Raw genomic sequence first — 23,816 nt, 5'->3', positions numbered from 1 at the left:
CTCAAAGTTTCTGCACGACGAATTCTATGCCGCATTCCGAGAATGCGGTGCGCGTCTGATCGTAGCGCTCCATGCCGTGCAGGAAACTGTGATCCAGAAGCTCGATCTTCTTGATGCTGACTTCGCGCTCGAAACTGCGCAGCAAATCCACAACGTTGATCGAAACGGGCGACCAGCTTTCCCGCTTGTATAGGGTGAACGTGTGCTTGTGGTCGCCGTTGAACGTTGACGGCCACATGCCCTGCTCGTAGAGATCCTCGTCCGGCACGGTGATGACGAGATGGCCGCCCGGCTTGAGCACGCGCAACCAGTGGCGCATCGCGACACGCGGGTCGATCATGTGTTCGAGGCAGTGCCCGGAATAGACGAAATCGAAGCTGTCGTCCTGAACGTTCTCGAGATATTGCGCGTCGCCCTGCTCCCACTCGTAGACCGTCACCCTGTCGATACGCGGAAACAACGATCGATACAGCGCGATGCTGTCATTGCCGCCGCCGATATCGAGCCCATTGCCCACGAGCCAGCGATTGCTGAAACGAGCGTCGAGCAAGCGGCGGTTGACCGAGATGCAGGTCGTGCCGGGAACGCCTAGGGTGAGCGCGAACGGCTGCGTCTGGTCGCCGGGCATCACCCATTTTTTCAGCGCGTATTCGCCCCAAGCGCGCGGCCACAGGACCGCGTAGCCCGTATCCTCGGAATGCCAGTGCAGCGTGTGCGAGGAGTCGAACGACGCAAGCAATTCGAGAAACGCCGCTTCCTGATCGAAGCCGTTTTCGGCCCAATCCGGAAGCGTCCCGCAGCTTGTCTGAAACTCGCGCCGGTAGATGCGTACATCGTCCAGCACGATAAGCGCGTCACTGGCCCGCCCGCGCATGAGTTCAAGTTCCGCGAGCAACGGCAGGCGCTCGGTCGGAGAGTGTTCCTGACTCATGTAACTCTTGCCGCCATGGTCCGCGCCCGGATAGTGTGCGTCGAGAAACACGAGGCAGCGCTGTTCGGCGAGCACGCCGGTCACCGAATCGGAGCGCAGGAAGGTGAGACTGTCCGCGTTCACCACATTGAGCCGCTCGCTTTGTTCCGCTTCGGCGAAGAGCGGTTCGAAGATTTCGCAGGACAGCGCTTTCGCGAAACCCGCGCCCAAGGCGGCACGGCACGAGTCGCCTCGTCCATAGCCGGTCTCGATGAGATGCGTGACTCCGTTTCGGGATGCGAGTCCGGCTAGATCGAAGCGAGCGAGAAAACCCATGACTGACACATTGGAAGTAAAGCAAACGAACGAATGCAGCCGCGCGGAAATACCCCGCGGCGTTCGGTTGGCTTGTCGAAGGAAGGCCGGCGCGTTCGCAATCGAATTGCCGGGCGGTGTATAACGCGTCTTTCAGACGCGCCCAAAGGATTAGCTAGTTGCCTAACTTGGCGAACTTATCAAAAGATAAGACCGCGAGACTTCAATGTGAACAAATTTGTCGTTCTCAGACCATTTCGCAGGCCGGAATAAAATAGCGGGCGGCGCGATGTCGCAACGTGCGTTGCACACGTTGCGGCACCCGATCCACGCGAACGGGATCAGTTCGACAGTGCATACTGCAATGCAATCCCCGCAAACAACATCCCGCCGAGCCAGTTGTTATGCCTGAACGCGGCGAAGCACGCCATGCGCTCACGATTGCGGATCAGCCCGTAGTGATAAACCGCGCAGCCCGCCGCTGCGAGCCAGCCGAGCCAGTAGGGCCAGCGGAAGCCCAGCGCGACGCCGATGCCCGCGTAAATCGCGAGCGTTATCGCGTAGCAGAGCATGACGGCAAGCACGTCGTATCGCCCGAAGGTGAGCGCGGACGTGCGAATGCCGATCTTGATGTCGTCGTCGCGATCGACCATCGCGTATTCGGTGTCGTACGCGACCGACCAAAACACGTTCGCCGCGAGCATGATCCACGCGAGCATCGGCACCTGGTTCTGCACGGCGGCGAAGGCCATCGGAATGCCGAAGCCGAACGCGATGCCCAGATACGCCTGCGGGATCGCGAAGAAACGCTTGGTGAACGGATACGAACCCGCCACGAACAGCGCGAACACCGACAGTTCCTTCGTGAGCGTGTTGAGCGGCAGGATCAGCAGGAACGCGACGAGCGAGAGCGCCGCCGCGAGCGCCACGGCTTCCCACGCCTTGATCTTGCCCGATGTGATCGGCCGCTCCGCCGTGCGCTTCACGTAGCGGTCGAAATCGCGATCCGCGTAGTCGTTTATCGCGCAGCCCGCCGAGCGCATCAATATCGTGCCGACGATGAAAATGACGAGCAGCATCGGCGACGGATGGCCGCTCGACGCGATCCACAACGCATTGAGCGTCGGCCACAAGAGCAGCAGGCTGCCGATAGGCTTGTCGAGGCGCACGAGGCGCATGTAGAGCGGAAAACGGGCGAACATGGCGGACCCTGGGAGCGAAATTCACGACGAGCTATTTTAGATCAGCCCGAAAAGCAAAAACCCCGCGTGAAAGCGGGGTTTCGTCATGTCGAGGCCGAGCGCTTCAGGCCAGCATCGCGCGCAGCATCCACGCGGTCTTCTCGTGCGTCTGCATGCGTTGCGTGAGCAGGTCGGCGGTCGGCTCGTCGTTCGCGGCTTCCGTCGCCGGGAAGATCTCGCGCGCGGTGCGGACGACGGCTTCCTGGCCTTCCACGAGTTGGCGGATCATGTCTTCGGCGGCCGGCACGCCGTCCGCTTCCGGAATCGACGACAGCTTCGCGAAGTCCTTGTAGCTGCCCGGCGCGTGCACGCCCAGTGCGCGAATGCGTTCGGCGATCGAATCGACGGCGAGCGCCAGTTCGTTGTACTGGGTCTCGAACATCAGATGCAGCGTGTTGAACATCGGACCCGTGACGTTCCAGTGAAAGTTGTGGGTCTTCAGATACAGCGTGTACGTGTCGGCCAGCAGGCGGGACAGCCCGTCGGCGATCTTCTTGCGGTCTTTGTCGCTGATGCCGATATTGACGGCGGGTGCAATGCCTTTCTTCGCCATGATGACTCCGAGAGAGAGTTGATTCGAAAGGTGCGAACGCCGCGCGCAAGAGCTTGCCGCGCGGCGTTTCGAGCGTTCGACAGTTTATCGTATAAACGGGGAACGATTCATTGCACGGCGACGCTATCACGCGCCCGCGACACCGCCCGCGACGATCAGCCCGTATCCCGCCGCGACGATCCCGAACGCGATCGCGACGCGCACGCCGCGCGATGCCCGAACGCTCGTTGCGTCGATCTGCTCGACGGCCTGTGCGATGTGATGCAACGCCTGAGACATGATGTGTTCTCCCGTGTTTCCGAAAGCGCCGCCGTCAGACGGCTGCGGTGTCCTGCTCTTCGATCGTCTGCCCGAGCTTCGCGAGCGCATCGATCACGCCTTGCGCATACGCCGGATCGATACGGCGGAAATGCCCGATCTGCCGCGCGACGATCTCGTTCGGCACGCCATGAATGTGCCGCGCGATGTTGCCGAAGAAGCGTTCGCGCTGGGCTTCGTCGAAGAGTCTGAAAAGCGCTGCCGGCTGGCTGTAGTAATCGTCGTCCTCGCGATGGTCGTAGCGATGCACCATCCCGCCCGCTTGCGGCGGCTCGTTTGCGTTCACGTCCTGCGCGAATTCGCCGTAACGGTTCGGCTCGTAGTTCACGCGGCCGCCGAGGTTGCCGTCGGTCCGCATCGCGCCATCGCGATGAAACGTGTTCGCGACCGACGTACGCGGCGCATTCACCGGAATCTGATGATGGTTGACGCCGAGCCGATAGCGCTGCGTGTCGCCATAGGAGAAAAGACGCCCCTGCAACAGCCGGTCCGGCGAGAAGCCAATGCCCGGCACCACGTTCGCCGGCGTGAAGGCGGCCTGCTCGACGTCCGCGAAGTAGTTCTGCGCATTGCGATTCAGCTCGATCACGCCGACGTCGATCAGCGGATAGTCCTTGTGCGACCACACTTTCGTGATGTCGAACGGATTCACCTTCGACTTCGCAGCCTCGTCTTCCGTCATCACCTGAATGCGGAAATTCCAGCGCGGGAAATTGCCTTTGTCGATGTTGTCGACGAGATCGCGCTGCGCGCTCTCGCGATCGGCGGCGATCACGGCGGCGGCTTCGGCGTCGGTATAGTTCTCGAGCGGCTGCTGCGACTTGAAATGGAACTTCACATAGAAGCGCTCACCGTCGGCATTGATGAACGAGAACGTGTGCGATCCGAAGCCGTGCATTTGACGGTAGTTCTTCGGGATGCCGCGGTCGCTCATGAGAATCGTCACCTGATGCAGCGATTCCGGATGACGCGACCAGAAGTCCCACGCCGCGACATTGCTGCGCATATTCGTGTACGGATCGCGCTTTTGCGTGTGGATGAAGTCGGGAAACTTCAGCGGATCGCGGATGAAAAATACCGGCGTGTTGTTGCCGACGACGTCCCAGTTGCCCTCTTCCGTGTAGAACTTGATCGAGAAGCCGCGCACGTCGCGTTCGGCGTCCGCGGCGCCGCGCTCGCCCGCGACTGTGGAAAAGCGCATGAAGATCGGCGTTTCCTTGCCGATGTCGGCGAACAGCTTCGCCTTCGTGTAGCGCGAGATATCGTGGGTGACGCAGAACGTGCCGAAAGCGCCCGAGCCCTTCGCGTGCACGCGGCGCTCGGGAATCACTTCGCGGTCGAAGTGCGCGAGCTTTTCGACGAGCCAGAAGTCTTGCAGCGTGACCGGGCCGCGCGGACCTGCGGTCTGCGAGTTCTGGTTGTCGCCGACGGGTGCGCCTGCTGCGGTCGTGAGTCGTTGAGTCGTCATCGTGATGCTCCTGTTTTTGAGGTTCGGCGTGAGATGAATGCGGATCGGCCGCGCGTCATGCGGCGCTTGCGAAATCGGCGAGGATCGAGACCGCCATCTGGCGAAGGTCACTCCAGCGGTCGAAGAAGGTCGCGGCGGTCATGAAATCCTCTCTGTGTCGTCATCTGAGAAGGATCGTAACGCAAGCTATCGGCTTTTATAATTCGATTAAATTTATATATGCGATAGATCAAGCGAAGTGCCGGTTTCGCTTGCGCGCGCTACCGCAAAAAAGAAAACGCCGCGCTCCGTTGCCAGAGCGCGGCGTTTCGTGGGGACAGCCGAGTCAGTTCACGGCGACCGGCATATCGAGCTTTTTCACGCCCGGCAGATCGCAATTGGCGATTGCGTCGCAGATGGCGTCGATCGCGGGCATGCGCGTGAAACTCTTGCGCCACGCGAGCACGACGCGCCGGTCCGGCACGGGTTCGTCGAACGGTACGTAGCTGAGCAGACCCGAATCGATGCCCGCCGCGTGCGGCTTCACCTCGCTCACCGACATGCGCGGCAACACGGTAATGCCGACGCCGCTCGCGACCATATGGCGGATCGTTTCCAGCGACGAGCCTTCGAACGTCTTCTGGATGCCGTCCGCGTTCTGCGAGAAGCGCATCAGTTCCGGGCACACGCCGAGGACGTGATCGCGGAAGCAATGGCCGCTGCCGAGCAGCAGCATGGTTTCCTGCTTGAGATCGTCCGGATCGATCTTCGCACGGTTCTCCCACGCGTGCCCCGACGGCATCGCGACGACGAACGGCTCGTCGTAGAGCGCGCGCACCATCAGGCCGGTTTCAGGGAACGGCAGCGCCATGATCGCGACATCGATTTCGCCTTGCTTCAGGAGCTCGATCAGTTTGAGCGTGTAGTTCTCCTGGAGCATGAGCGGCATCTGCGGAACCGACTTGATCATCTGCTTGACGAGCGTCGGCAGAAGGTACGGTCCGATCGTATAGATCACGCCCAGACGCAGCGGTCCGACGAGCGGATCCTTGCCCTGCTTGGCGATTTCCTTGATGGCGAGCGTCTGTTCGAGCACGCGCTGCGCCTGCGTCACGATCTGCTCGCCGATCGGCGTTACGCTGACTTCGCTCGTGCCGCGCTCGAAGATCTGCACGTTCAGTTCGTCTTCGAGCTTCTTGATTGCCACCGACAAGGTCGGCTGGCTGACGAAGCACGCCTCGGCCGCGCGGCCGAAATGCCGTTCACGCGCGACCGCGACGATGTACTTCAATTCGGTGAGGGTCATTGGAGGCCAATGAAATACATTGATTCGATAGGTTTGAGTTATACACCCGCCGGCTGCCGTTCGACAACTTTTGCCGATTCGCCGGTCCGCGCAGGTTAAATAGGGACCGACATGGCCCGCGCGAGTTCAGTCAAGCCTTCAAATAGTGCTCCCGCGCGCCGAGCCAGCGCGCCAGATGGCGCGTGACGGCGTCGGGAAACTGCGCAAGCATCTGATCGGCGGCGGCGCGCGCCGGTTCGATCAGCCAGCCGTCGTTTTCAAGACTCGCGAATCGCAGCATCGCTTCGCCCGATTGCCGCGCGCCGAGAAACTCGCCGGGACCGCGAATTTCCAGGTCGCGCCGGGCGATCTCGAAGCCATCGGTCGTTTCGCGCATCGTTTGCAGCCGCGCACGCGCCGTCTGCGACAACGGATTCGAGTACATCAGCACGCAGATGGACGCCGCGCTGCCCCGCCCCACGCGTCCGCGCAACTGATGCAACTGCGCGAGGCCGAAGCGCTCGGCATGCTCGATCACCATCAGCGATGCGTTCGGCACGTCCACGCCGACTTCGATCACCGTCGTCGCGACGAGCAATTGCACTTCGTTGCGCGAGAACGCGTCCATCACGGCGGCTTTTTCGGCGGGTGCGAGCCGGCCATGGACCAGCCCGACGCGCAGTTCCGGCAGCGCGGCGACGAGCGTCTCGTAAGTCTCGACGGCCGTCTGAAGCTGAAGTGTCTCGCTTTCTTCGATCAGCGGACAGACCCAATACACTTGCCTTCCGGTCAGCGCCGCCTCGCGCACGCGGCCGATGATCTCGTCGCGCCGTCCGTCGGACACCACTTTGGTGAGAATCGGCGTGCGGCCGGGCGGCAGTTCGTCGATGGTCGAGACATCGAGATCGGCGTAGTACGTCATGGCGAGCGTGCGCGGGATCGGCGTCGCGGACATCATCAGTTGATGCGGCTGGAAATCGGCTTTTCCGTCAGCCGCGTTCAGCGCCTTCGCGCGCAACGCGAGCCGCTGCGCGACGCCGAAGCGATGCTGCTCGTCGACGATCACGAGCCCGAGGCGCGCGAATTCGACCGCGTCCTGAATGATCGCGTGCGTACCGATGACGAGTTTCGCCGTGCCGAGCGCCGCTGCTTCGAGCGCGGAACGCTTGGCCTTCGCCTTGAGACTGCCCGCGAGCCACGCGACCGTGACCCCGAGCGGCTCTAGCCAGCCGCGCAGCTTGCGCGCGTGCTGCTCCGCGAGAATTTCGGTCGGCGCCATGAGCGCGGCCTGATAACCCGCGTCGATGGCCTGCGCCGCCGCGAGTGCCGCGACGATCGTCTTGCCGCTGCCGACATCGCCCTGAAGCAGACGCTGCATCGGATGCGCGAGCGTCAGTTCGCCCGCGATTTCCGCGACCACGCGCTGCTGCGCGCCAGTCAGCGCGAACGGCAGCGCGCGCAACAGACGCACGACGAGCGACGCGTCGTCGTCCGGCGCACGGCGCGGCATCGCGGGCGCGGCGCGCGTGCGGCGCTCTTCATGCGCGCGCTTGAGCGACAACTGCTGCGCGAGCAGTTCCTCGAACTTGATGCGCGTCCACGCCGGATGCGTGCCGTCGATCAGCGCGGTTTCGTCGGAATCGGCGCGCGGATGATGGAGCGTCTTCACGGCGTCGAGCAGACCGGGCACGTTGAGCGGCTGCAAATGCGCTTTCGCGATCGGCGCCGGCAGCAGTTCGGGCAGATCGACCCGCGTGATCGCGTTGTCGATCGCTTTGCGCAAATACGCCTGCGAAATTCCCGCCGTCGACGGATAAACCGGCGTCAGCGCTTGCGGCAGCGGCGTGTCGTCATCGACGGGACGTACCGCCGGATGCACCATCTCCAGCCCGAAAAAGCCGCCGCGCACATCGCCGCGTACGCGCAGACGCACGCCGATCGCCATTTGCTTGACCTGCGAGCCGTAGAAGTTGAGAAAGCGCAGCGTGAGTTCGTCGCCGGAATCGTCGTGGATTTTCACGAGCAACTGACGGCGCGGCCGATACGCGATCTCGTTGTCGAAAACGACGCCTTCGGTCTGCGCGATGTCGCCCGGAATCAGCTCGCCGATGGGCGTGATCTGCGTTTCGTCCTCATAGCGCATCGGCAGATGAAGGACGAGATCGATGTCGGATTTCAGGCCGAGCTTGGCGAGCTTGTCCGCCGTCTTGACGACGGTTTTCGGCTTTTCGTCCGCTTTCGCCTTCTTTTTCGCCGGCGCGGCGGCACGCGGCGCGTCCCTTTCCTCCAGGGTCAGCGGATCGGTCGTGGCGGCGGCGCGGCGGTCGGACAAGGGCATTGACTCTCTTCGCAAGTACAATATGAGGTTTGTTCGGCGCGATTGCACTTCGTTCGCGCCCGTTCGCGCTACGTTCAAGCCATGTTCACGCTTTCCGATTTCGATTTTAATCTGCCGCCCGAGCTGATCGCGCAGAACGCGCTCGCCGAGCGCAGCGCGAGCCGTCTGCTCGAGGTGTCCGATGGCGCGCTCGTCGACCGCCGATTCTCCGAGCTGCCGAACCTGCTCGCACCCGGCGATCTGCTGGTGTTCAACGATACCAAAGTCCTGAAGGCGCGCTTTCCCGGCCAGAAGGCCAGCGGCGGGCGCGTCGAGGTGCTGGTCGAGCGGCTGACCGGCGCGACCACGGCGCTCGCGCAGATCCGCGCGAGCAAGAGCCCGGCCGAAGGCACGACGATCCGCCTCGCGGATGCGTTCGACGTGACCGTCGGCGAACGCGTCGAGCCGTTCTACACGCTGCACTTCCCTGCCGAATGCCTGACGCTCATCGAGCAATACGGGCGCTTGCCGCTGCCGCCGTACATCGAGCACGACGCCGACGCCTACGACGAAACGCGCTATCAGACCGTTTATGCGGCAAATCCGGGCGCGGTCGCCGCGCCGACCGCCGGCCTGCACTTCGACGACGCGCTGTTCGCCGAACTCGAAAAACGCGGCGTCGAGCGCGCGACGCTGACGCTGCACGTCGGCGCGGGCACGTTCCAGCCGGTGCGCGTCGAGAACATCGCGGAGCACAAGATGCATAGCGAGTGGTACGACCTGCCGCAATCGCTCGTCGATCGCATCGCGGCGGTGAAGGCGCGCGGCAACAAGGTGGTCGCGGTCGGCACGACGTCGATGCGCGCGCTCGAAGCCGCCGCGCGCGACGCCGCGCAAGCGAACCGCCCGCTCTCGGCGACGCAGGCCGAAACCGATATCTTCATCACGCCGGGCTACGCGTTTCGCGTCGTCGACCGGCTCGTGACGAATTTCCATCTGCCGAAGTCGACGCTGCTGATGCTCGTCTCCGCGTTCGCCGGCATGGATACGATTCGCGATGCATATCGTCACGCAATCGAGCAAAAGTATCGTTTCTTCAGCTACGGCGACGCAATGCTTCTGACTCGCCGCGACTAGTTTTCTCAACCGATGCGCTGGACTGTTTTCCAGTGGCAGGAACTCAAATGACCGCAACCCACACTCCGCCCGACAACGGGCTCAAGTTCGAACTGCTGACGACCGATGGCCAGGCGCGCCGTGGCCGTCTGACGCTCAATCACGGCGTCGTCGAAACGCCGATCTTCATGCCGGTCGGCACTTACGGCACCGTCAAGGCAATCCAGCCGCGCGAACTCGAAGAGATCCGCGCGCAGATCATCCTCGGCAACACATTCCATTTGTGGCTGCGTCCCGGTCTCGAAGTGATCGGCGCGCACGGCGGCCTGCACAAGTTCATGGGATGGAACCGGCCGATCTTGACTGACTCCGGCGGCTTCCAGGTATTTTCGCTCGGCGATCTGCGCAAGATCACCGAAGATGGCGTCACGTTCGCGTCGCCGATCAATGGCGACAAACTCTTCCTGTCGCCGGAAGTATCGATGCAGATTCAGAAGGTGCTGAACTCCGACATCGTCATGCAGTTCGACGAATGCACGCCCTACTCGACCAACGGCATTTCCACCTCGCACAAGGACGCCGCCGATTCCATGCGCATGTCGATGCGCTGGGCGAAGCGCTCCATCGACGAGTTCAACCGGCTAGGCAATCCGAACGCGCTCTTCGGCATCGTGCAGGGCGGCATGTTCGAAGACCTGCGCGACGAATCGCTCGCGGGCCTCTCGGACATCGGTTTCCACGGCCTCGCGATCGGCGGGCTGTCGGTCGGCGAGCCGAAGGAAGACATGATGCGCGTGCTGAATCACATCGGCCCGAAGCTGCCCGCCGACAAGCCGCATTACCTGATGGGCGTCGGCACGCCGGAGGATCTCGTCGCGGGCGTCGCGGCGGGCGTCGACATGTTCGACTGCGTGATGCCCACGCGTAACGCGCGCAACGGCTGGCTCTTCACGCGTTTCGGCGATCTGAAGATCAAGAACGCGACGCACAAGAACTCGATGAAGCCGCTCGACGAATCCTGCGGCTGCTACACGTGCCGGAACTTCACGCGCGGCTATCTGCATCATCTGCATCGCGTCGGCGAGATTCTCGGCGCGCAATTGAACACGATTCACAACCTGCACTATTACCTGCAACTCATTGGCGAAGTGCGCGAATCGATCGAAAATCATACGTTCGAGGCGTTTCGCAAGACGTTCGCGGAGAATCGCGCGCGCGGCGTGGATTGAAAACGCGCGGCTTCGTTGCGCCAAGCTTTACAATCTGCTTTCTACTGCTTGCGATAAGGCCCGCGAATCGTCCGTAACGGCTTGATGGCAAAGCGCATTCGGGCATTTTCGGGCAGGTGCGGGTGGTAGAATGCCGGGCTGACTTCCAGTCAATTATTTCGATGTAACAACGGAGAGACCAACGTGTCGTTCATTTCCAATGCCTTTGCACAAGGCGCAACCGGTGGCGCGGAATCGAGCCTGATGAGCTTCCTGCCGCTGATCCTGATGTTCGCGGTGCTGTACTTCATCATGATCCGTCCGCAGATGAAGCGTCAGAAGGAGCATCGCAACATGCTCGCCGCCATGGCCAAGGGCGACGAAGTGGTGACGAATGGCGGCATCGTCGGCAAGATCACGAAGGTGACAGACGCCTACGTCGGCGTGGAAATCGCCGAAGGCACGGAAATCACCATCCAGAAGGCGGCAGTGACGACCATTCTCCCGAAGGGCACGATCAAGTCGCTGTAAGGCCACTCGTTCCACCGCGTCCGGCGCGGCCTCGCTCACCGAGCCATCCGGGTCTTCAGACCGGCTCGTCGCGCATATCGCCGGACGCCCTCTCCTCCGAAGCCAACTTTCCGGTCGGCCATTCCCATGAATCGTTATCCCCTCTGGAAGTATGTCGTGATGCTGGTGGCGCTCGTCATCGGCCTCGTGTACACGCTCCCCAACTTCTTCGGCGAAGCGCCCGCAGTTCAGGTATCGAGCGGCAAGGCGACGGTCAAGCTCGACTCGACCACGCTTTCGAACGTCGAAGCCGCGCTCGCCGCGAGCAGCATCAAGGCCGACGAAGTCACCTTCGACAATTCGCAGCTGAACGCGAACATCCGCGTGCGTCTGAAAGACACGGACACGCAGCTGCATGTGAAGGATCTGCTTTCGAAGGCGCTGAACACCGATCCGAGCGATCCGCAGTACATCGTCGCGCTGAATCTGCAGAGCGCCTCGCCGCGCTGGCTGACGGCCCTGCACGCACTGCCGATGTACCTCGGTCTCGATCTGCGCGGCGGCGTGCACTTCCTGCTGCAGGTCGACATGGCCGGCGCGCTCAACAAGAAGCTCGACTCCGACGCCGCCGATGCGCGCACCTATCTGCGCGACCGCAATATCCGCGATGGCGGCGTGAACCGGGTCGGGCAATCGGTCGTCGTGAGTTTCTCGGATCAGGCGGGCGCGGACAACGCGCGCACGCTGCTCCAGACGGGCGTGTCCGAACTGCAATGGACGACGCGCCAGGGCGGTGATGGCTTTCAGGTCGTCGGCACGTTCTCGCCCGCCGCGCAGAAAGTCGTCGAGGACAGCGCGCTCAAGCAGAACATCACCACGCTGCATAACCGCGTGAACGAACTCGGCGTCGCGGAGCCGGTGATCCAGCAGCAAGGCTCCGACCGCATCGTGGTCGAGCTGCCGGGCGTGCAGGACACGGCGAAGGCGAAGGACATCATCGGCCGCACGGCGACGCTCGAAGCGCGTCTCGCGGATCCGGTCAACACCTATATCGGCCCGAACGACGCGGTGCCGCCCGGCGACGAAGCGTTCAAGCAGGGCGATCGCATCGTGCTGCTGCGCAAGCAGGTGATCTTCACCGGCGACCGCATCATCGACGCGTCCGCGGGCTTCGACGACCATCAACGGCCTTCGGTCAATATCCGTCTGGATTCTGCGGGCGGACGCGCGGTGTCGTCCGTGTCGCGCGACAACATCGGCAAGCCGATGGCGATGGTGCTGTTCGAAAAGGGCAAGGGCGAAGTGCTGACGGTCGCGACCATTCAGTCCGAACTCGGCGACCGCTTCTCGATCACCGGCCAGCCGACGCCGCAAGCCGCAACCGATCTCGCGCTGCTCCTGCGCGCGGGTTCGCTCGCCGCGCCGATGGACATCATCGAGGAACGCACGGTCGGCCCGAGCCTCGGCGCGGACAACATCAAGAAGGGCTTCGATTCGGTCACGTACGGTTTCGCCGCGATCGCCGTCTTCATGATCGCGTACTACCTGCTCTTCGGCGTGTTCTCCATGCTGGCGCTGTCGGTGAACCTGCTGCTGCTCGTCGCCGTGCTGTCGTTGCTTCAGGCGACGCTGACCTTGCCGGGTATCGCGGCTATCGCGCTCGCGCTCGGTATGGCGATCGACGCGAACGTGCTGATCAACGAACGTATCCGCGAGGAACTGCGTAACGGCGCGCCGCCGCAGACCGCGATTCAGGAAGGCTTCAAGCACGCGTGGGCGACGATTCTCGACTCGAACGTCACGACACTGATCGCCGGCCTCGCGCTGCTCGCGTTCGGTTCGGGTCCGGTGCGCGGCTTCGCGGTGGTGCACTGTATCGGCATTCTGACGTCGATGTTCTCGGCGGTGTTCTTCTCGCGCGGCCTCGTGAACCTGTGGTACGGCGGCAAGAAGAAGCTGAAGTCGCTCGCGATCGGTCAGGTGTGGCGTCCGGAAGGCACGAATGCCGAAGCGGCCGCGGCGGCTTATCTCGCGGCGCAACGCGGCGATGAATCGCCCGTCGACGAAATCGTGAAAACGGCCAAGGGCAAGACGAAGACCGCAGTGGCCGCGCCGCGCCAGACCGAACAAGCGCCGGCGCGCACGGGCAAGCCGACGGTGCGCCGTCGTTCGGGCCCCGGCATCGATCAACAGAAACCGGGCGAGTCCCGCTGAATCCGCTGAGTCCGGAGCAATAGACAATGGAATTCTTCCGCATTCGCCGCGATTTGCCGTTCATGGAGCGCGCGTTGATTTTCAACGTGATTTCGCTCGTGACGTTCCTCGTGGCCGTATTTTTCCTCGTGCATCGCGGGCTGCATCTGTCGGTGGAATTCACCGGCGGCACGGTCGTCGAGGTGCAGTATCCGCAAGCCGCGCAACTCGAACCGGTGCGCGCGTCGATGTCGAAGCTCGGCTATCCCGACGCGCAGGTGCAGAACTTCGGCACGTCGCAGGACGTGTTGATCCGTCTGCCGCTCAAGCAGGGTTTGACGTCCGCGCAGCAGAGCGATCAGGTGATGACCGCGCTCAAGGCCGACAACGCTGCCGTGAAGCTGCAGCGCGTCGAGTTCGTCGGTCCGCAGGTCGGCAAGGAACTCGTGACGAACGGCCTGCTCGCGCTCGCGTGCGTGGTCATCGGCATCGTGATTTACCTGTCGTTCCGCTTCGAGTGGAAGTACGCGGTCGCGGGCATCATCGCGAACCTGCACGACGTGGTCATCATTCTCGGCTTCTTCGCCTATTTCCAGTGGGAGTTCTCGCTGTCCGTTCTGGCGGCGATTCTCGCGGTGCTCGGCTATTCGGTGAACGAGTCGGTGGTTATCTTCGACCGGATCCGCGAAACGTTCCGCAAGCAACGCAAGATGAGCGTGAAGGAAGTGATCGACCACGCGATCACGAGCACGATGTCGCGAACCATCATCACCCACGGCTGTACGGAAATGATGGTGCTGTCGATGTTCTTCTTCGGCGGCCCGACGCTGCATTACTTCGCGCTGGCGCTGACCGTCGGTATTCTGTTCGGCATTTACTCGTCGGTGTTCGTCGCGGCGGCGCTCGCGATGTGGTTCGGCGTGAAGCGCGAGGATCTCGTGAAGGACAAGAAAGACAAGTACGATCCGAACGATCCGAATGCGGGTGCGCAGGTTTGAGCGTTGCGGCGCACTGAAAGCTGAAACCAAAACGGGCCAGTCATCGTGACTGGCCCGTTTGCTTTTCCGGCTCCCGAATTTCATCAAATTTCGACGCAAGAACAAAAGACAACCTCGACTTCGACTAGGCTCGAATCCGCACGCAATGCGCTGCCGAGCAAATCAGTCCGTTCCAACCGTACGTTATGTCGTCCTCACAGAAAAACAAAATCGGGATTTTCATCCCGACTTACAATCGCCCGGAATTGCTACGGAGTTGTGTCCTGCAACTGCTCGCCCAAACGCGACGCCCGGATATCATTTGCGTGCATCAGAACGGAGCCGGAGACAACTACGCATGGTGCGTCATGGATCTCGGCGCGCCCGTAGTATGGATGTACACGCCCCAGAGCATTCCCCAAAACGACTGGTATCGGATTCCGTTGAATCATCTCATCCAGGAGGACTGCACTCATTTTTTCTGGATGGATCACGACGACATCTATCTCACCAATCACATCGAAACCTGCGTCGCCGAACTCGATAGCGGCTACGACTTCAGGATCTCAAAACATTGCGGCATCCTTATTTCCCGTTCGGAGAAATACGAGTACCTACCGCATGCTTTATTCAAGGACATTCACGCCACGGGCGGAATGAGCGCTTCGATGGCGTTCACCTTGCCGTTCGCGACGGCGCTGTCCGCCGACCTGAGCAATCCCGAGTTCAACCACGTCTTTTCGGACGAAGTTCTAGCGCGCCATACCATGCCGCGTTTCCGCTGCCTGCAGTCGACAGAGAGAACAACCATTTACTTTTCTCATGCGATGTCGCTGTCGTCCGCACATTGGGTTCGTGAGGAAACGTCTTTCCCCGAGTATCGAAGCGATGCGTGAAATACGTCGAGCCGATAAGAACGACCGGGCCTGTCTTCGCGGACAGGCCCGTTTTCATTCAGGCGATGAAGCGCTCAGGAGCCTCCGCCCATCGCGCCGCCTCGCGCAATCGATCTTCGCAAAATGAAATGCACAGTTGCGACACCGCGGCGGAAAAGCCGCAGTCAGTCAACGTATCCCTGATATGTTCCGCGCTTACCGTCTCCAAGGCCAGCGCCAGCGCGCACCGATGTAGTCGTAGTCGAGAAATTCCGCGCGCCACGCGGACGGATCGACGACGTAGCCGTCCCACTGAATCAGCAGCACCCAAGGCGTGCGGATGTGCTGAATGACTTGTTTCAGCACGAAATCGCTGTACTGTTCGCGCGAAGCAATATGCGGCGTACGCACAATGCGCGCTTTGGTCGCGATCTTTTCATGCGTGAACAACACGACATCGCCGAAGTCGCAGTGCGCGCTCGATATTTCCAGCGCCCGCGCGGCAAGCCGGGGATTGAGTGAATCGACAGCGCAAACGGTTACATCGCGGAGGTCGGGACGCAATTCATGGATCATATTCGTTTTGGAATGCAGAGCAAATTTTGGAGCGCTTTCGGCTGGCAAAGAGCGGCCGGTCCTGGCGCACGCCAAACTACCATCCTTCAATTGGCAGGCGGCGATTGCCTGCAGAAATTGCCAAACCCAAAACTCGATCCACAAAAAAGGCTTCGCGCATGACACGCGAAGCCTTCTCTAAGCAGCAATGGAGCACGAGTTACTGCTTCACGCCCTCAGCCTGAATATGCAGCACCGTCGTCAGGCTGAAACCGTACGACTTGCCGTAATCCATCCCGAAGTCGCCGCGATCGAAGGTCGCCGTCGCTTCGACGCCGCACACTTCCTTCTTCATCATCGGGTTCATGAAGCACTTGAAGCTCTCGATCTTCAGGTTCATCGGCTTCGTCACGCCGTGCATCGTCAACGTGCCGATCACTTCGGAAGGCTTGTCGCCGTCGAATTTGATCGACGTGCCCTTGTACTCGGCTGTCGGATATTTCGCGACGTCGAAGAACTCGGCCTTTTGCAGATGCTCGTCCAGCTTCGCATTGCCGGTGTTGACCGAAGCGATGTCGATCGTCACGTTCACCGTGCCCGTCTTCGCCGCGCGGTCGAGCGTGACTTCACCGCTGCTCTTGTTGAACTTGCCGCGCCACGTCGACACGCCACCGAAGTGGTCCGCCTCGAAGCTCGGATAAGTGTGGTTCGGGTCGAGCTTGTACGTGTCGGCGGCGAATGCGCTCACCGAGGCGCCGAACGACAGTCCCAATGCGAGCGCGCTCGCGGCAATGATCGAAAGCTTTTTCAAGTTCTTCTCCTGACTAACCAGATACGCCGACTATGCGTCGTGTGTGACAAAAACGCCGCTCACTTCTTCGCGGCAACGATGTGAAACTTGATGACGACGTCGTCCGCGACGATCGACGTATCTTTCCATTCGCCCGTTCCGACATCGAACTGGGTGCGCTTGATCGGCAGCGCGCCGTCGAAGGTTTCCGTCGCGCCCTGCTGCGTGACCGTCACCGGCACCGTGACCGTCTGCGACTTGCCCTTGATCGTGATCTTGCCGGTCACGTTGTACTTGTTGCCGCCCGCCGGGGCGATCGCGCTGGAGACGAACGTCGCGCTCGGATACTTGCCCGCGTCGAACCATTCCGCGCCGCGCACCTGCTTGTTGTAATCGTCGTCGCCGAGGTCGTAGCTGCCGGTGTCGATCATGATGTTCGCCGAGCCCGCCGTCGGCTTCGCCGGATCGAACGCAATCTGCGCGCTGAACTTGTTGAACTTGCCGTCGGTGGGCACGTTCATCTGCTTCGACGTGGCTGTCACCGTGCTCTTGCTCATGTCTACCTGCGCATGCGCGCCCGCGATCATCGCGAACGAAGCAGCGGCTGCCATCCAACGGTTGAGTTTCACTTTCATGTGTGCCCTATTCAAACGGTTCGAACGAACAAACCGGTATTGGAAATCATAAGTACGCGATCACAATCAGCCGCCGGGAAACGCCTTGCCAACGGCGAGGAAACAATGACACGCGTTCATCTGAGAAACGGCAGCATGCGGCCGAGCAGGCCGTCGCGATCGACGAAATGATGCTTCAGCGCAGCCAGAACGTGCATCACGACGAAGAACAGCAACGTGTAGTTCAACGCGATGTGCACGATGCGCAGCGTCGCCTTCAGCGCCTTGTCCGGCCCGATGATCGTCGGCAGCGGCAGCACGCCGAGATACACGACCTGAATGCCGGCCGCCGAGCTGTACAGATAACCCGACACGGGAATGACGAGCATCAGCGCGTAAAGCAGAATATGCGTGAGATGCGCCGCGCCCTGTTGCCAGCGCGGCATGCCATCGGGCATCGACGGCGCCTGGTGCGTGGCGCGCCAGACGACGCGCAGCAGCGCGAGCGCGAACACCGTTACGCCGATCCACTTGTGCCACGAGAAGTATTTGAGCTTCGTCGGCGTGAAGCCCGGAATGTCCGTCATGATCCAGCCGAGCCAGAAGCCGCCCACGATCAACAACGCGATCAGCCAGTGCAGGCCGATCGCCGTGGCGCTGTATCGTTGCGCCGGCGCGCTCGCCGTGATGCCAGCGGTGCTTTCCATATTGCTCTCACCCAAGTGTTCGATGTCGCACGGCCTGCCGCCGCCTGACGACAAGTGTTCAAGGCCGCCATGCTACCTCAACGATAACGAATTGCCAGCGCGCGCAAAAAGCCCGCGCCGAACCGGCAAACCCAGTCCCGACGCGGCTTTGCGGGCTTTCGAGCCGGCTCGGCGAGCCTCGTGTGCCGCCCATGCAACGAACTATTCCATGCGTGCAACGGTCGATGAAGGCGCGAACCGCGACCGATTCCGGCATCGATGTATTAACGGGCGGCCTGGCAGTTTAATTCCGCTTGTAAAGAAGCGTTCTGTCCAAATTCGCCCGCCCCGCGCCATTTGATACCATGCTGCTACCAATCTCGCTGGCCCGCCGTTTGCTATGCCCGGTCGGAGCCGGTCTCGCGGCGCCCGACCAATACGCTCGACAAGCCTCGGGCCTCGACCATGAACGCGAATGAACGCGAACGAATCCGATGACCTGATCGCGTGTCACGAATGCGACGCGCTCTTCCATAAACGTGCATTGCCTCGACGCACCTCGGCGAAATGCCCTCGCTGCGGATCGCTGCTCTATCGAAGCATCTCGTCGAACCTCGACAAGATCTCGGCGATGACGCTCGCCGCGCTCTTCACGTTCCTGATCGCGCAAGGCTTTCCCATCGTCGAGCTGGAGGCGAACGGCCTCACGTCGGAGACGACGCTCATCGGCGCGATCGTCGCGTTGTGGAACGAGCAGATGGAAATCATGGCGGTGCTCGTCTTCTGCTCGACCATCCTGTTTCCGTTGTGCGAACTCGTTGCCCTGCTCTACGTGCTGCTTCCGCTGCGTTCCGGTTACGTGCCGCCTGGCTTCAACGCAATCCTGCGGGGCATTCAGCTCGTGCGTCCGTGGGGCATGATCGAAGTCTTCATGCTCGGCGTGCTCGTCACGCTCGTGAAGATGGTGAGCATCGCGCGCGTGATTCCCGAAGCGGCGCTCTTCGCGTTCGGCGCGCTGACGCTCATGTTCGCCGTCGTCGTGAGCTTCGATCCGCGCGCGTTGTGGGACATCGCGGCAAGGCTCCGTCCGCTCGAATCGAAGCGCGTCACAACCACGGCGAGGCAAAAATCGTGAGCGATTCCATCGATCCGAAAACCGGCGAAGCGGCGCGCGAAACGCAGTTCATCACGGCGTCGCGCGCGAATGTCGTGTCGTGTCATGCGTGCGGACTCGTGCAGCCGCTCGCGCACACCGTCGAGAAACAGCGCTGCACGCGCTGCGACGCCGTCGTGCACCGGCGTCATCCGGACAGCATCGCGCGTACGTGGGCACTGCTCATCAGCGCGGCGATTCTCTACATTCCGGCGAACCTCTTTCCGATCATGCATACGTCGTCGATTCTCGGTTCCGAGGACGACACCATCATGAGCGGTGTCGCGCTCTTCTGGAACGACGGCGACTATCCGCTCGCGGCGGTGATTTTCATCGCCAGCATTCTCGTGCCGATGCTCAAGCTCGTCACGCTCGCCTTTCTTACCATCAGCGTGCAGCGGCGCTCCACATGGCAGCCGCGTCAGCGCACGACGCTCTTTCGCATCGTCGAGGGCATCGGGCGCTGGTCGATGCTCGACGTCTTCGTCATCACGCTCACCATCGCGCTCGTGCGCTTCAAATCGCTCGCCGTCATCACGCCGGGACCGGGCGCGCTCGCGTTCGCGTCGGTGGTCGTGCTGACGATGATCGCGTCCATGCAATTCGACCCGCGCCTCATGTGGGACAACATCGAACCGTCAGGAAAGAAACATGACTAGTGCCCAAGGTCCGAACGACCCGAAGCAGCCCGCGCCGCCCGCCAGCAACGCCGGCAGCGGTAACGGGGACAAGGGCGGCCTCCCGCCGAACCTCCCCGAACCCGTGATCGAGCCGCGCAGCCGCTGGCTGCCCTCGCTCGTGTGGGTGATTCCGCTCGTCGCGGCGCTGATCGGCGTGATTCTCGTCGTGAAGACGGTGTCGAGCCGCGGACCGACCGTGACGATCAGCTTCGTTTCCGCGGAAGGCCTCGAGCCCGGCAAGACGAAAGTGAAGTTCAAGGACGTGGATATCGGCACGGTGAAGACGATCACGCTGTCGAAGGATCACGCGCGCGTGCTCGTCGACGTGCAGCTCACCAAGGAAGCCACCGATTTCGCCGTCAAGGACACGCGCTTCTGGATCGTGCGTCCGCGCGTTGCGGCAAGCGGCGTGACCGGCCTGTCGACGCTTTTGTCCGGCGCGTATATCGGCGTCGATGCGGGCAAGTCGACCGACGATGAGACTTATTTCGTCGGGCTCGAAACGCCACCCGCCGTCACCGGCGATCAGAAAGGCCATACCTTCACGCTGCACGGCGAATCGCTCGGCTCGCTCGATATCGGCTCGCCCGTCTATTACCGGCGCGTGCAGGTCGGCCAGGTCGTCGCGTTCTCGCTCGACAAGGACGGCACCGGCGTCACGCTGCAGGTATTCGTCACCGCGCCTTACGATCAGTACGTCGGCACCAACTCGCGCTGGTGGCATGCGAGCGGCGTCGATCTGCGGCTCGATTCGAGCGGCTTCACGCTCAACACGCAATCGCTCGCAACGGTCGTGCTCGGCGGCATCGCGTTCCAGACGCCGCCGAACCAGCAATCCGGCCCGCAGGCGCAAAACAACGCGACCTTCCGTCTGGCCGGCGATCAGTCCGACGCGATGCGCGATCCGGATGGCGAGGCCGTGCACGTCGTGATGAACTTCAATCAGTCGCTGCGCGGCCTGTCGGTCGGCGCGCCGGTCGATTTCCGCGGCATCGTGCTGGGGCAGGTCACGGGCATCGGCGTGCAATACGATCAGAAATCGCATTCGTTCATGATGCCGGTCACGATCGACCTCTACCCGGATCGCCTCGGCAAGCGCGCGCGTCAGGCGCTGCCGGAGCAAGGTTCGGTGGCGAGCCAGGACATGCTGCAACTGCTCGTGAAGCGCGGGCTGCGCGGACAGTTGCGCACCGGCAACCTGCTGACGAGCCAGTTGTATGTCGCGCTCGACTTCTTCCCGAAAGCGCCGCCCGCGAAGGTCAGCGTTGGCAACGATCCGATCGAACTGCCGACCGTGCCGAACACGCTCGACGAGCTGCAGCTGCAGATCGCCGACATCGCGCGCAAGATCGACAAGATTCCGTTCGACGAGATCGGCACGAATCTGAACGGCTCGCTCAAGAACGCCAACGCGCTCTTCGACAGGATGGACAAGGAAGTCCTGCCGGAAATGCGCGACACGCTCACGCAGGCCAAGCAGACGTTCGGTCAGGCGCAATCGACGTTGCAGTCGGATTCGCCGCTTCAGTCGGACGTGCATCAGGCGCTGCAGGAACTCACGCGCACGCTGCAATCGCTCAACTCGCTCGCGGATTATCTGGAGCGCCATCCGGAATCGCTCTTGCGCGGAAAATCGGGAGATAAACCATGAAGTTCGGCTCGTTGATGTTGACTCTGAGCGCAGCGGCGATGCTCGCTGCCTGCGCCTCGCCGACGAGCCGTTTCTACACGCTCGGCGGCGGCGACGCGCGGCCCGTGCCGTCGACGCAGGCTTCGTTCTATTTCGAGCTTGCGCCCGTCGACATGCCGCAGCAGGTCGCGAAGAATCAGTTGGTGGTGCAGACGAGTCCCGCGCAGGTGCGCGTGCTCGAAGAGGAGCGCTGGGCATCGCTGCCGGGCGACGAAGTGCGGCGCGCACTCTCCGCCGATCTCACGCAGCAGCTCGGTGCGATCGACGTCTACGGCACGCCGCATCCGGAATCGGTGCCGGTATATCGCGTGAAGGTGAACGTGCGGCGCTTCGAATCGTGGCCGGGCGCGCAAGCGGTGATCGACGCCGTGTGGAGCGTGCGCGCCGCCGGATCCGATACGGTGCTGACATGCCGGACGCTCGCGCAGGAACGCGTCGGCTCCGGTTACGACGCGCTCGTCGACGGCCATCGCAAGGCGGTCGACGAACTCGCCGCCGCGATCTCCGCAGGTGTGCGCAGCCTCGGTTCCTTGCCGCACGCGACGGCGAGCGCGCCTTCGGCATCCGCGAAGGGCAAGAGCGGCGCCAGTTCCAAACCCGCCGCGGCGCCGGTGCTGCCGTGTCCGCCAATGGGCGCAGCAACCACTGCCAGCGCGCAGTGATCCATGACGCCCGGCGCGCGCCGGGTGCGCTTCATGTTGTCGGCAGGCGACATTGTCGGCCGCCGCTATCTCTAATTCGCCGATGGTTCGCGCGCGCCGGTTAAGATCGTCGACGCCCGCATTTCGAATCAACGTGAAAATTAGATGATGAAACTGATCGGTTCGCACCCCAGCCCATTCGTCCGCAAGGTGCGGATCGTCATGGCGGAAAAGAAGATCGACTGCGAACTGGTGCTCGAAGACGTCTGGGCATCCGATTCGAAGATCCACGACTACAACCCGCTCGGCAAAGTGCCGTGCCTCATTCTCGACGACGGCGAAGCGGTATTCGATTCGCGCGTCATCTGCGAGTTCGTGGACACGCTCACGCCGGTCGGCAAGCTGCTGCCGCAGGAGCGGCGCGAGCGCACCGAAGTGCGCTGCTGGGAAGCGCTCGCCGACGGCATGCTCGACGCCGCCGTGCTGATCCGTCTCGAAGGCGTGTTGCGCGAAGAGGAACATCGCAGCGACAAATGGATCGCGCGGCAACGTCACAAGATCGAAGACGGCTTGCGCGCGATGGCGCGCGGCATCGGCTCGAAGCAATGGTGCTCGGCGAATCGCTTCACGCTTGCGGATATCGCCTGCGGCTGCGCACTGGGCTATCTCGATTTCCGTATGCCCGATCTGAACTGGCGCGACGCACATCCGAATCTCGACAAGTATTACGCGCGTATTTCGCAGCGTCAGTCGTTCGTGGATACCGCGCCGGTCTGATTCCTTTCTTGGACCAAGCTCCCGCGCGCGGCGGGAGCTTCCGGCGCACTCGGAAGCGCAAAGTGAGATCGAAGATTATCTACTGCTAGATAGATCACCGGCGAAGGGCGCGATCGACCGATTCTCTCCCAAACCCCTTTTCTTCCTGAAACCATCGGTCCGCGTGCGGCGACATGGTTCGAACGACGAATCGGGTCAGAGAAATGCTCTATTCCGCCAAAATCTATCTACTCAACGGTAGATAATCAACGCCCAGTTCAGGGGTTTTTCACAAGGTTATCCACAGGCTTATCTACCGCCGAAATGCGTCTGCGACCTCTTCAAGCCGCGACCGCGTCTGAAACAGGCGGCATGCAAGCAAACTCCCCTGAAACGCTGCATACAAGGTGCGTGCCGCCGCTTCAGGCTTTCCGCCAGCGTCGAGCGTGTCTTGCGCTTCGCCTTCGGCCAGAACTTTCGCCAGCCAGGTTTCATTCGCCTTGTAGAACGATTGCACCGCGTGCCGTACTTTCTCCGGCAGCGACTCGATATCCGACGCAAGCATGCCGCACAGACAAATCTGATTGCCGTCGCCGATGATCCTTCCAAATAGCTTCGTATAGCGGTCGAGTTTCTTGTCGGCCGGGGCGGAGCTGTCGATCGCGTAGATCGTCGACATCACGTCGGCGCTATACGCATTCACCGCTTCGAGCGCGAGATCTTCCTTGGTCGGGAAATAATAGTGAATGCTCGACGTTTTCACACCGACCAGTTCGGACAAATCGCGAAAACTGAAGCCGTTATAGCCGCGTGTCATCAACAGCGTCTGAGCGTGATCCAGTAAAGCGTCGCGTACCGTGTTCTTGTCCATTTCGCGTATCTCTGCAATTGTCCCTGCATTCGGTGTGCGTTAATTATCTACTACTAGATAGACGATCAAGCGACTGTTTCAAAAAAGTTTTTATCGGATCGATAGAAAAAAGCCC

At 61.8% G+C, this 23,816-nt stretch carries 23 protein-coding genes; 11 read left to right on the top strand and 12 right to left on the bottom strand.

What is annotated here, in order from left to right; translation table 11 throughout:
• Position 1: 1 nt before the first annotated feature.
• The 7 genes from NCS03_RS02355 to recG all read right to left on the bottom strand — a co-directional run bounded on the left by NCS03_RS02355 (position 2) and on the right by recG (position 8,407).
• Positions 2-1,246: a methyltransferase domain-containing protein gene (locus NCS03_RS02355; protein WP_250528711.1), complete on the bottom strand. Its 1,245-nt coding sequence runs from the start codon at positions 1,244-1,246 to the stop codon at positions 2-4.
• Positions 1,247-1,566: 320 nt separating this feature from the next.
• Positions 1,567-2,427 (bottom strand): 4-hydroxybenzoate octaprenyltransferase, encoded by an 861-nt coding sequence (gene ubiA / locus NCS03_RS02350; RefSeq protein ID WP_250433697.1) that lies wholly within the window; start codon positions 2,425-2,427, stop codon positions 1,567-1,569.
• 103 nt (positions 2,428-2,530) lie between these two features.
• Positions 2,531-3,019: a Dps family protein gene (locus tag NCS03_RS02345; protein WP_008351500.1), complete on the bottom strand. Its 489-nt coding sequence runs from the start codon at positions 3,017-3,019 to the stop codon at positions 2,531-2,533.
• Positions 3,020-3,145: 126 nt separating this feature from the next.
• Complete coding sequence (locus NCS03_RS02340) at positions 3,146-3,298, bottom strand: hypothetical protein (RefSeq protein WP_160172877.1); 153 nt, start codon at positions 3,296-3,298, stop codon at positions 3,146-3,148.
• Positions 3,299-3,332: 34 nt separating this feature from the next.
• Positions 3,333-4,805: a catalase gene (locus NCS03_RS02335; protein ID WP_250528710.1), complete on the bottom strand. Its 1,473-nt coding sequence runs from the start codon at positions 4,803-4,805 to the stop codon at positions 3,333-3,335.
• 325 nt (positions 4,806-5,130) lie between these two features.
• Positions 5,131-6,090, bottom strand: a complete 960-nt coding sequence (locus tag NCS03_RS02330) for a hydrogen peroxide-inducible genes activator (RefSeq protein ID WP_008351503.1) — start codon at positions 6,088-6,090, stop codon at positions 5,131-5,133.
• 130 nt (positions 6,091-6,220) lie between these two features.
• Positions 6,221-8,407 carry an ATP-dependent DNA helicase RecG gene (gene recG / locus NCS03_RS02325; protein WP_250528709.1) on the bottom strand — a complete coding sequence of 729 codons (2,187 nt, stop codon included), beginning with the start codon at positions 8,405-8,407 and terminating at the stop codon, positions 6,221-6,223.
• Positions 8,408-8,488: 81 nt separating this feature from the next.
• Between recG and queA the strand changes: the two genes are divergently transcribed.
• The 6 genes from queA to NCS03_RS02295 all read left to right on the top strand — a co-directional run bounded on the left by queA (position 8,489) and on the right by NCS03_RS02295 (position 15,286).
• A complete protein-coding gene (queA, locus tag NCS03_RS02320) occupies positions 8,489-9,523 on the top strand; it encodes a tRNA preQ1(34) S-adenosylmethionine ribosyltransferase-isomerase QueA (RefSeq protein ID WP_008351506.1) in 1,035 nt (344 codons plus the stop codon).
• Positions 9,524-9,570: 47 nt separating this feature from the next.
• Positions 9,571-10,731 carry a tRNA guanosine(34) transglycosylase Tgt gene (tgt, locus tag NCS03_RS02315; RefSeq protein ID WP_250528708.1) on the top strand — a complete coding sequence of 387 codons (1,161 nt, stop codon included), beginning with the start codon at positions 9,571-9,573 and terminating at the stop codon, positions 10,729-10,731.
• A 183-nt stretch (positions 10,732-10,914) separates the two neighbouring features.
• A complete protein-coding gene (gene yajC / locus NCS03_RS02310; RefSeq protein WP_008351510.1) occupies positions 10,915-11,241 on the top strand; it encodes a preprotein translocase subunit YajC in 327 nt (108 codons plus the stop codon).
• A gap of 126 nt (positions 11,242-11,367) precedes the next feature.
• The gene (gene secD, locus NCS03_RS02305) at positions 11,368-13,434 is read left to right on the top strand and encodes a protein translocase subunit SecD (RefSeq protein ID WP_250433685.1); all 2,067 of its coding nucleotides are present in this window, start codon (positions 11,368-11,370) and stop codon (positions 13,432-13,434) included.
• Positions 13,435-13,460: 26 nt separating this feature from the next.
• Positions 13,461-14,411 (top strand): protein translocase subunit SecF, encoded by a 951-nt coding sequence (gene secF, locus NCS03_RS02300; protein WP_008351514.1) that lies wholly within the window; start codon positions 13,461-13,463, stop codon positions 14,409-14,411.
• Between the two features lie 347 nt (positions 14,412-14,758).
• A complete protein-coding gene (locus tag NCS03_RS02295) occupies positions 14,759-15,286 on the top strand; it encodes a hypothetical protein (protein ID WP_008351515.1) in 528 nt (175 codons plus the stop codon).
• A gap of 195 nt (positions 15,287-15,481) precedes the next feature.
• Here NCS03_RS02295 and NCS03_RS02290 read toward each other — a convergent pair whose 3' ends face one another.
• The 4 genes from NCS03_RS02290 to NCS03_RS02275 form a co-directional block, all read right to left on the bottom strand.
• Positions 15,482-16,006, bottom strand: coding sequence for a DUF5672 family protein (locus NCS03_RS02290; protein ID WP_250528707.1), 525 nt, complete (start codon positions 16,004-16,006; stop codon positions 15,482-15,484).
• A 34-nt stretch (positions 16,007-16,040) separates the two neighbouring features.
• Complete coding sequence (locus NCS03_RS02285; RefSeq protein ID WP_008351520.1) at positions 16,041-16,631, bottom strand: YceI family protein; 591 nt, start codon at positions 16,629-16,631, stop codon at positions 16,041-16,043.
• Between the two features lie 59 nt (positions 16,632-16,690).
• Positions 16,691-17,245 (bottom strand): YceI family protein, encoded by a 555-nt coding sequence (locus NCS03_RS02280; RefSeq protein ID WP_250528706.1) that lies wholly within the window; start codon positions 17,243-17,245, stop codon positions 16,691-16,693.
• Positions 17,246-17,361: 116 nt separating this feature from the next.
• The gene (locus tag NCS03_RS02275; protein ID WP_008351524.1) at positions 17,362-17,931 is read right to left on the bottom strand and encodes a cytochrome b; all 570 of its coding nucleotides are present in this window, start codon (positions 17,929-17,931) and stop codon (positions 17,362-17,364) included.
• Between the two features lie 454 nt (positions 17,932-18,385).
• On the opposite strand from NCS03_RS02275, the gene NCS03_RS02270 reads away from it, so the two are divergent.
• The 5 genes from NCS03_RS02270 (at position 18,386) to NCS03_RS02250 (ending at position 22,851) form a co-directional block, all read left to right on the top strand.
• The gene (locus tag NCS03_RS02270; RefSeq protein WP_250456598.1) at positions 18,386-19,045 is read left to right on the top strand and encodes a paraquat-inducible protein A; all 660 of its coding nucleotides are present in this window, start codon (positions 18,386-18,388) and stop codon (positions 19,043-19,045) included.
• Positions 19,042-19,722: a paraquat-inducible protein A gene (locus tag NCS03_RS02265; protein WP_250456599.1), complete on the top strand. Its 681-nt coding sequence runs from the start codon at positions 19,042-19,044 to the stop codon at positions 19,720-19,722. Before NCS03_RS02270 ends, NCS03_RS02265 begins: the two co-directional genes overlap by 4 nt.
• Entirely contained in the window at positions 19,715-21,394 is a 1,680-nt protein-coding gene (locus NCS03_RS02260) for a PqiB family protein (RefSeq protein ID WP_008351531.1), read from the top strand. Before NCS03_RS02265 ends, NCS03_RS02260 begins: the two co-directional genes overlap by 8 nt.
• The gene (locus tag NCS03_RS02255; protein ID WP_250528705.1) at positions 21,391-22,095 is read left to right on the top strand and encodes a PqiC family protein; all 705 of its coding nucleotides are present in this window, start codon (positions 21,391-21,393) and stop codon (positions 22,093-22,095) included. The genes NCS03_RS02260 and NCS03_RS02255 overlap by 4 nt, the downstream gene beginning before the upstream one ends.
• Positions 22,096-22,239: 144 nt before the next feature.
• Positions 22,240-22,851, top strand: coding sequence for a glutathione S-transferase C-terminal domain-containing protein (locus tag NCS03_RS02250; RefSeq protein WP_174447708.1), 612 nt, complete (start codon positions 22,240-22,242; stop codon positions 22,849-22,851).
• A 292-nt stretch (positions 22,852-23,143) separates the two neighbouring features.
• On the opposite strand, the gene NCS03_RS02245 is transcribed toward NCS03_RS02250, so the two are convergent.
• Positions 23,144-23,701, bottom strand: coding sequence for a TetR/AcrR family transcriptional regulator (locus NCS03_RS02245; protein WP_034470623.1), 558 nt, complete (start codon positions 23,699-23,701; stop codon positions 23,144-23,146).
• Between the last annotated feature and the right edge of the window lie 115 nt (positions 23,702-23,816).

Source organism: Caballeronia sp. ATUFL_F1_KS4A, from assembly GCF_023630905.1.
In the GTDB taxonomy this organism is placed as follows: Bacteria; Pseudomonadota; Gammaproteobacteria; order Burkholderiales; family Burkholderiaceae; genus Caballeronia; species Caballeronia zhejiangensis.
This window is presented reverse-complemented; position numbering and strand designations above follow the sequence as displayed.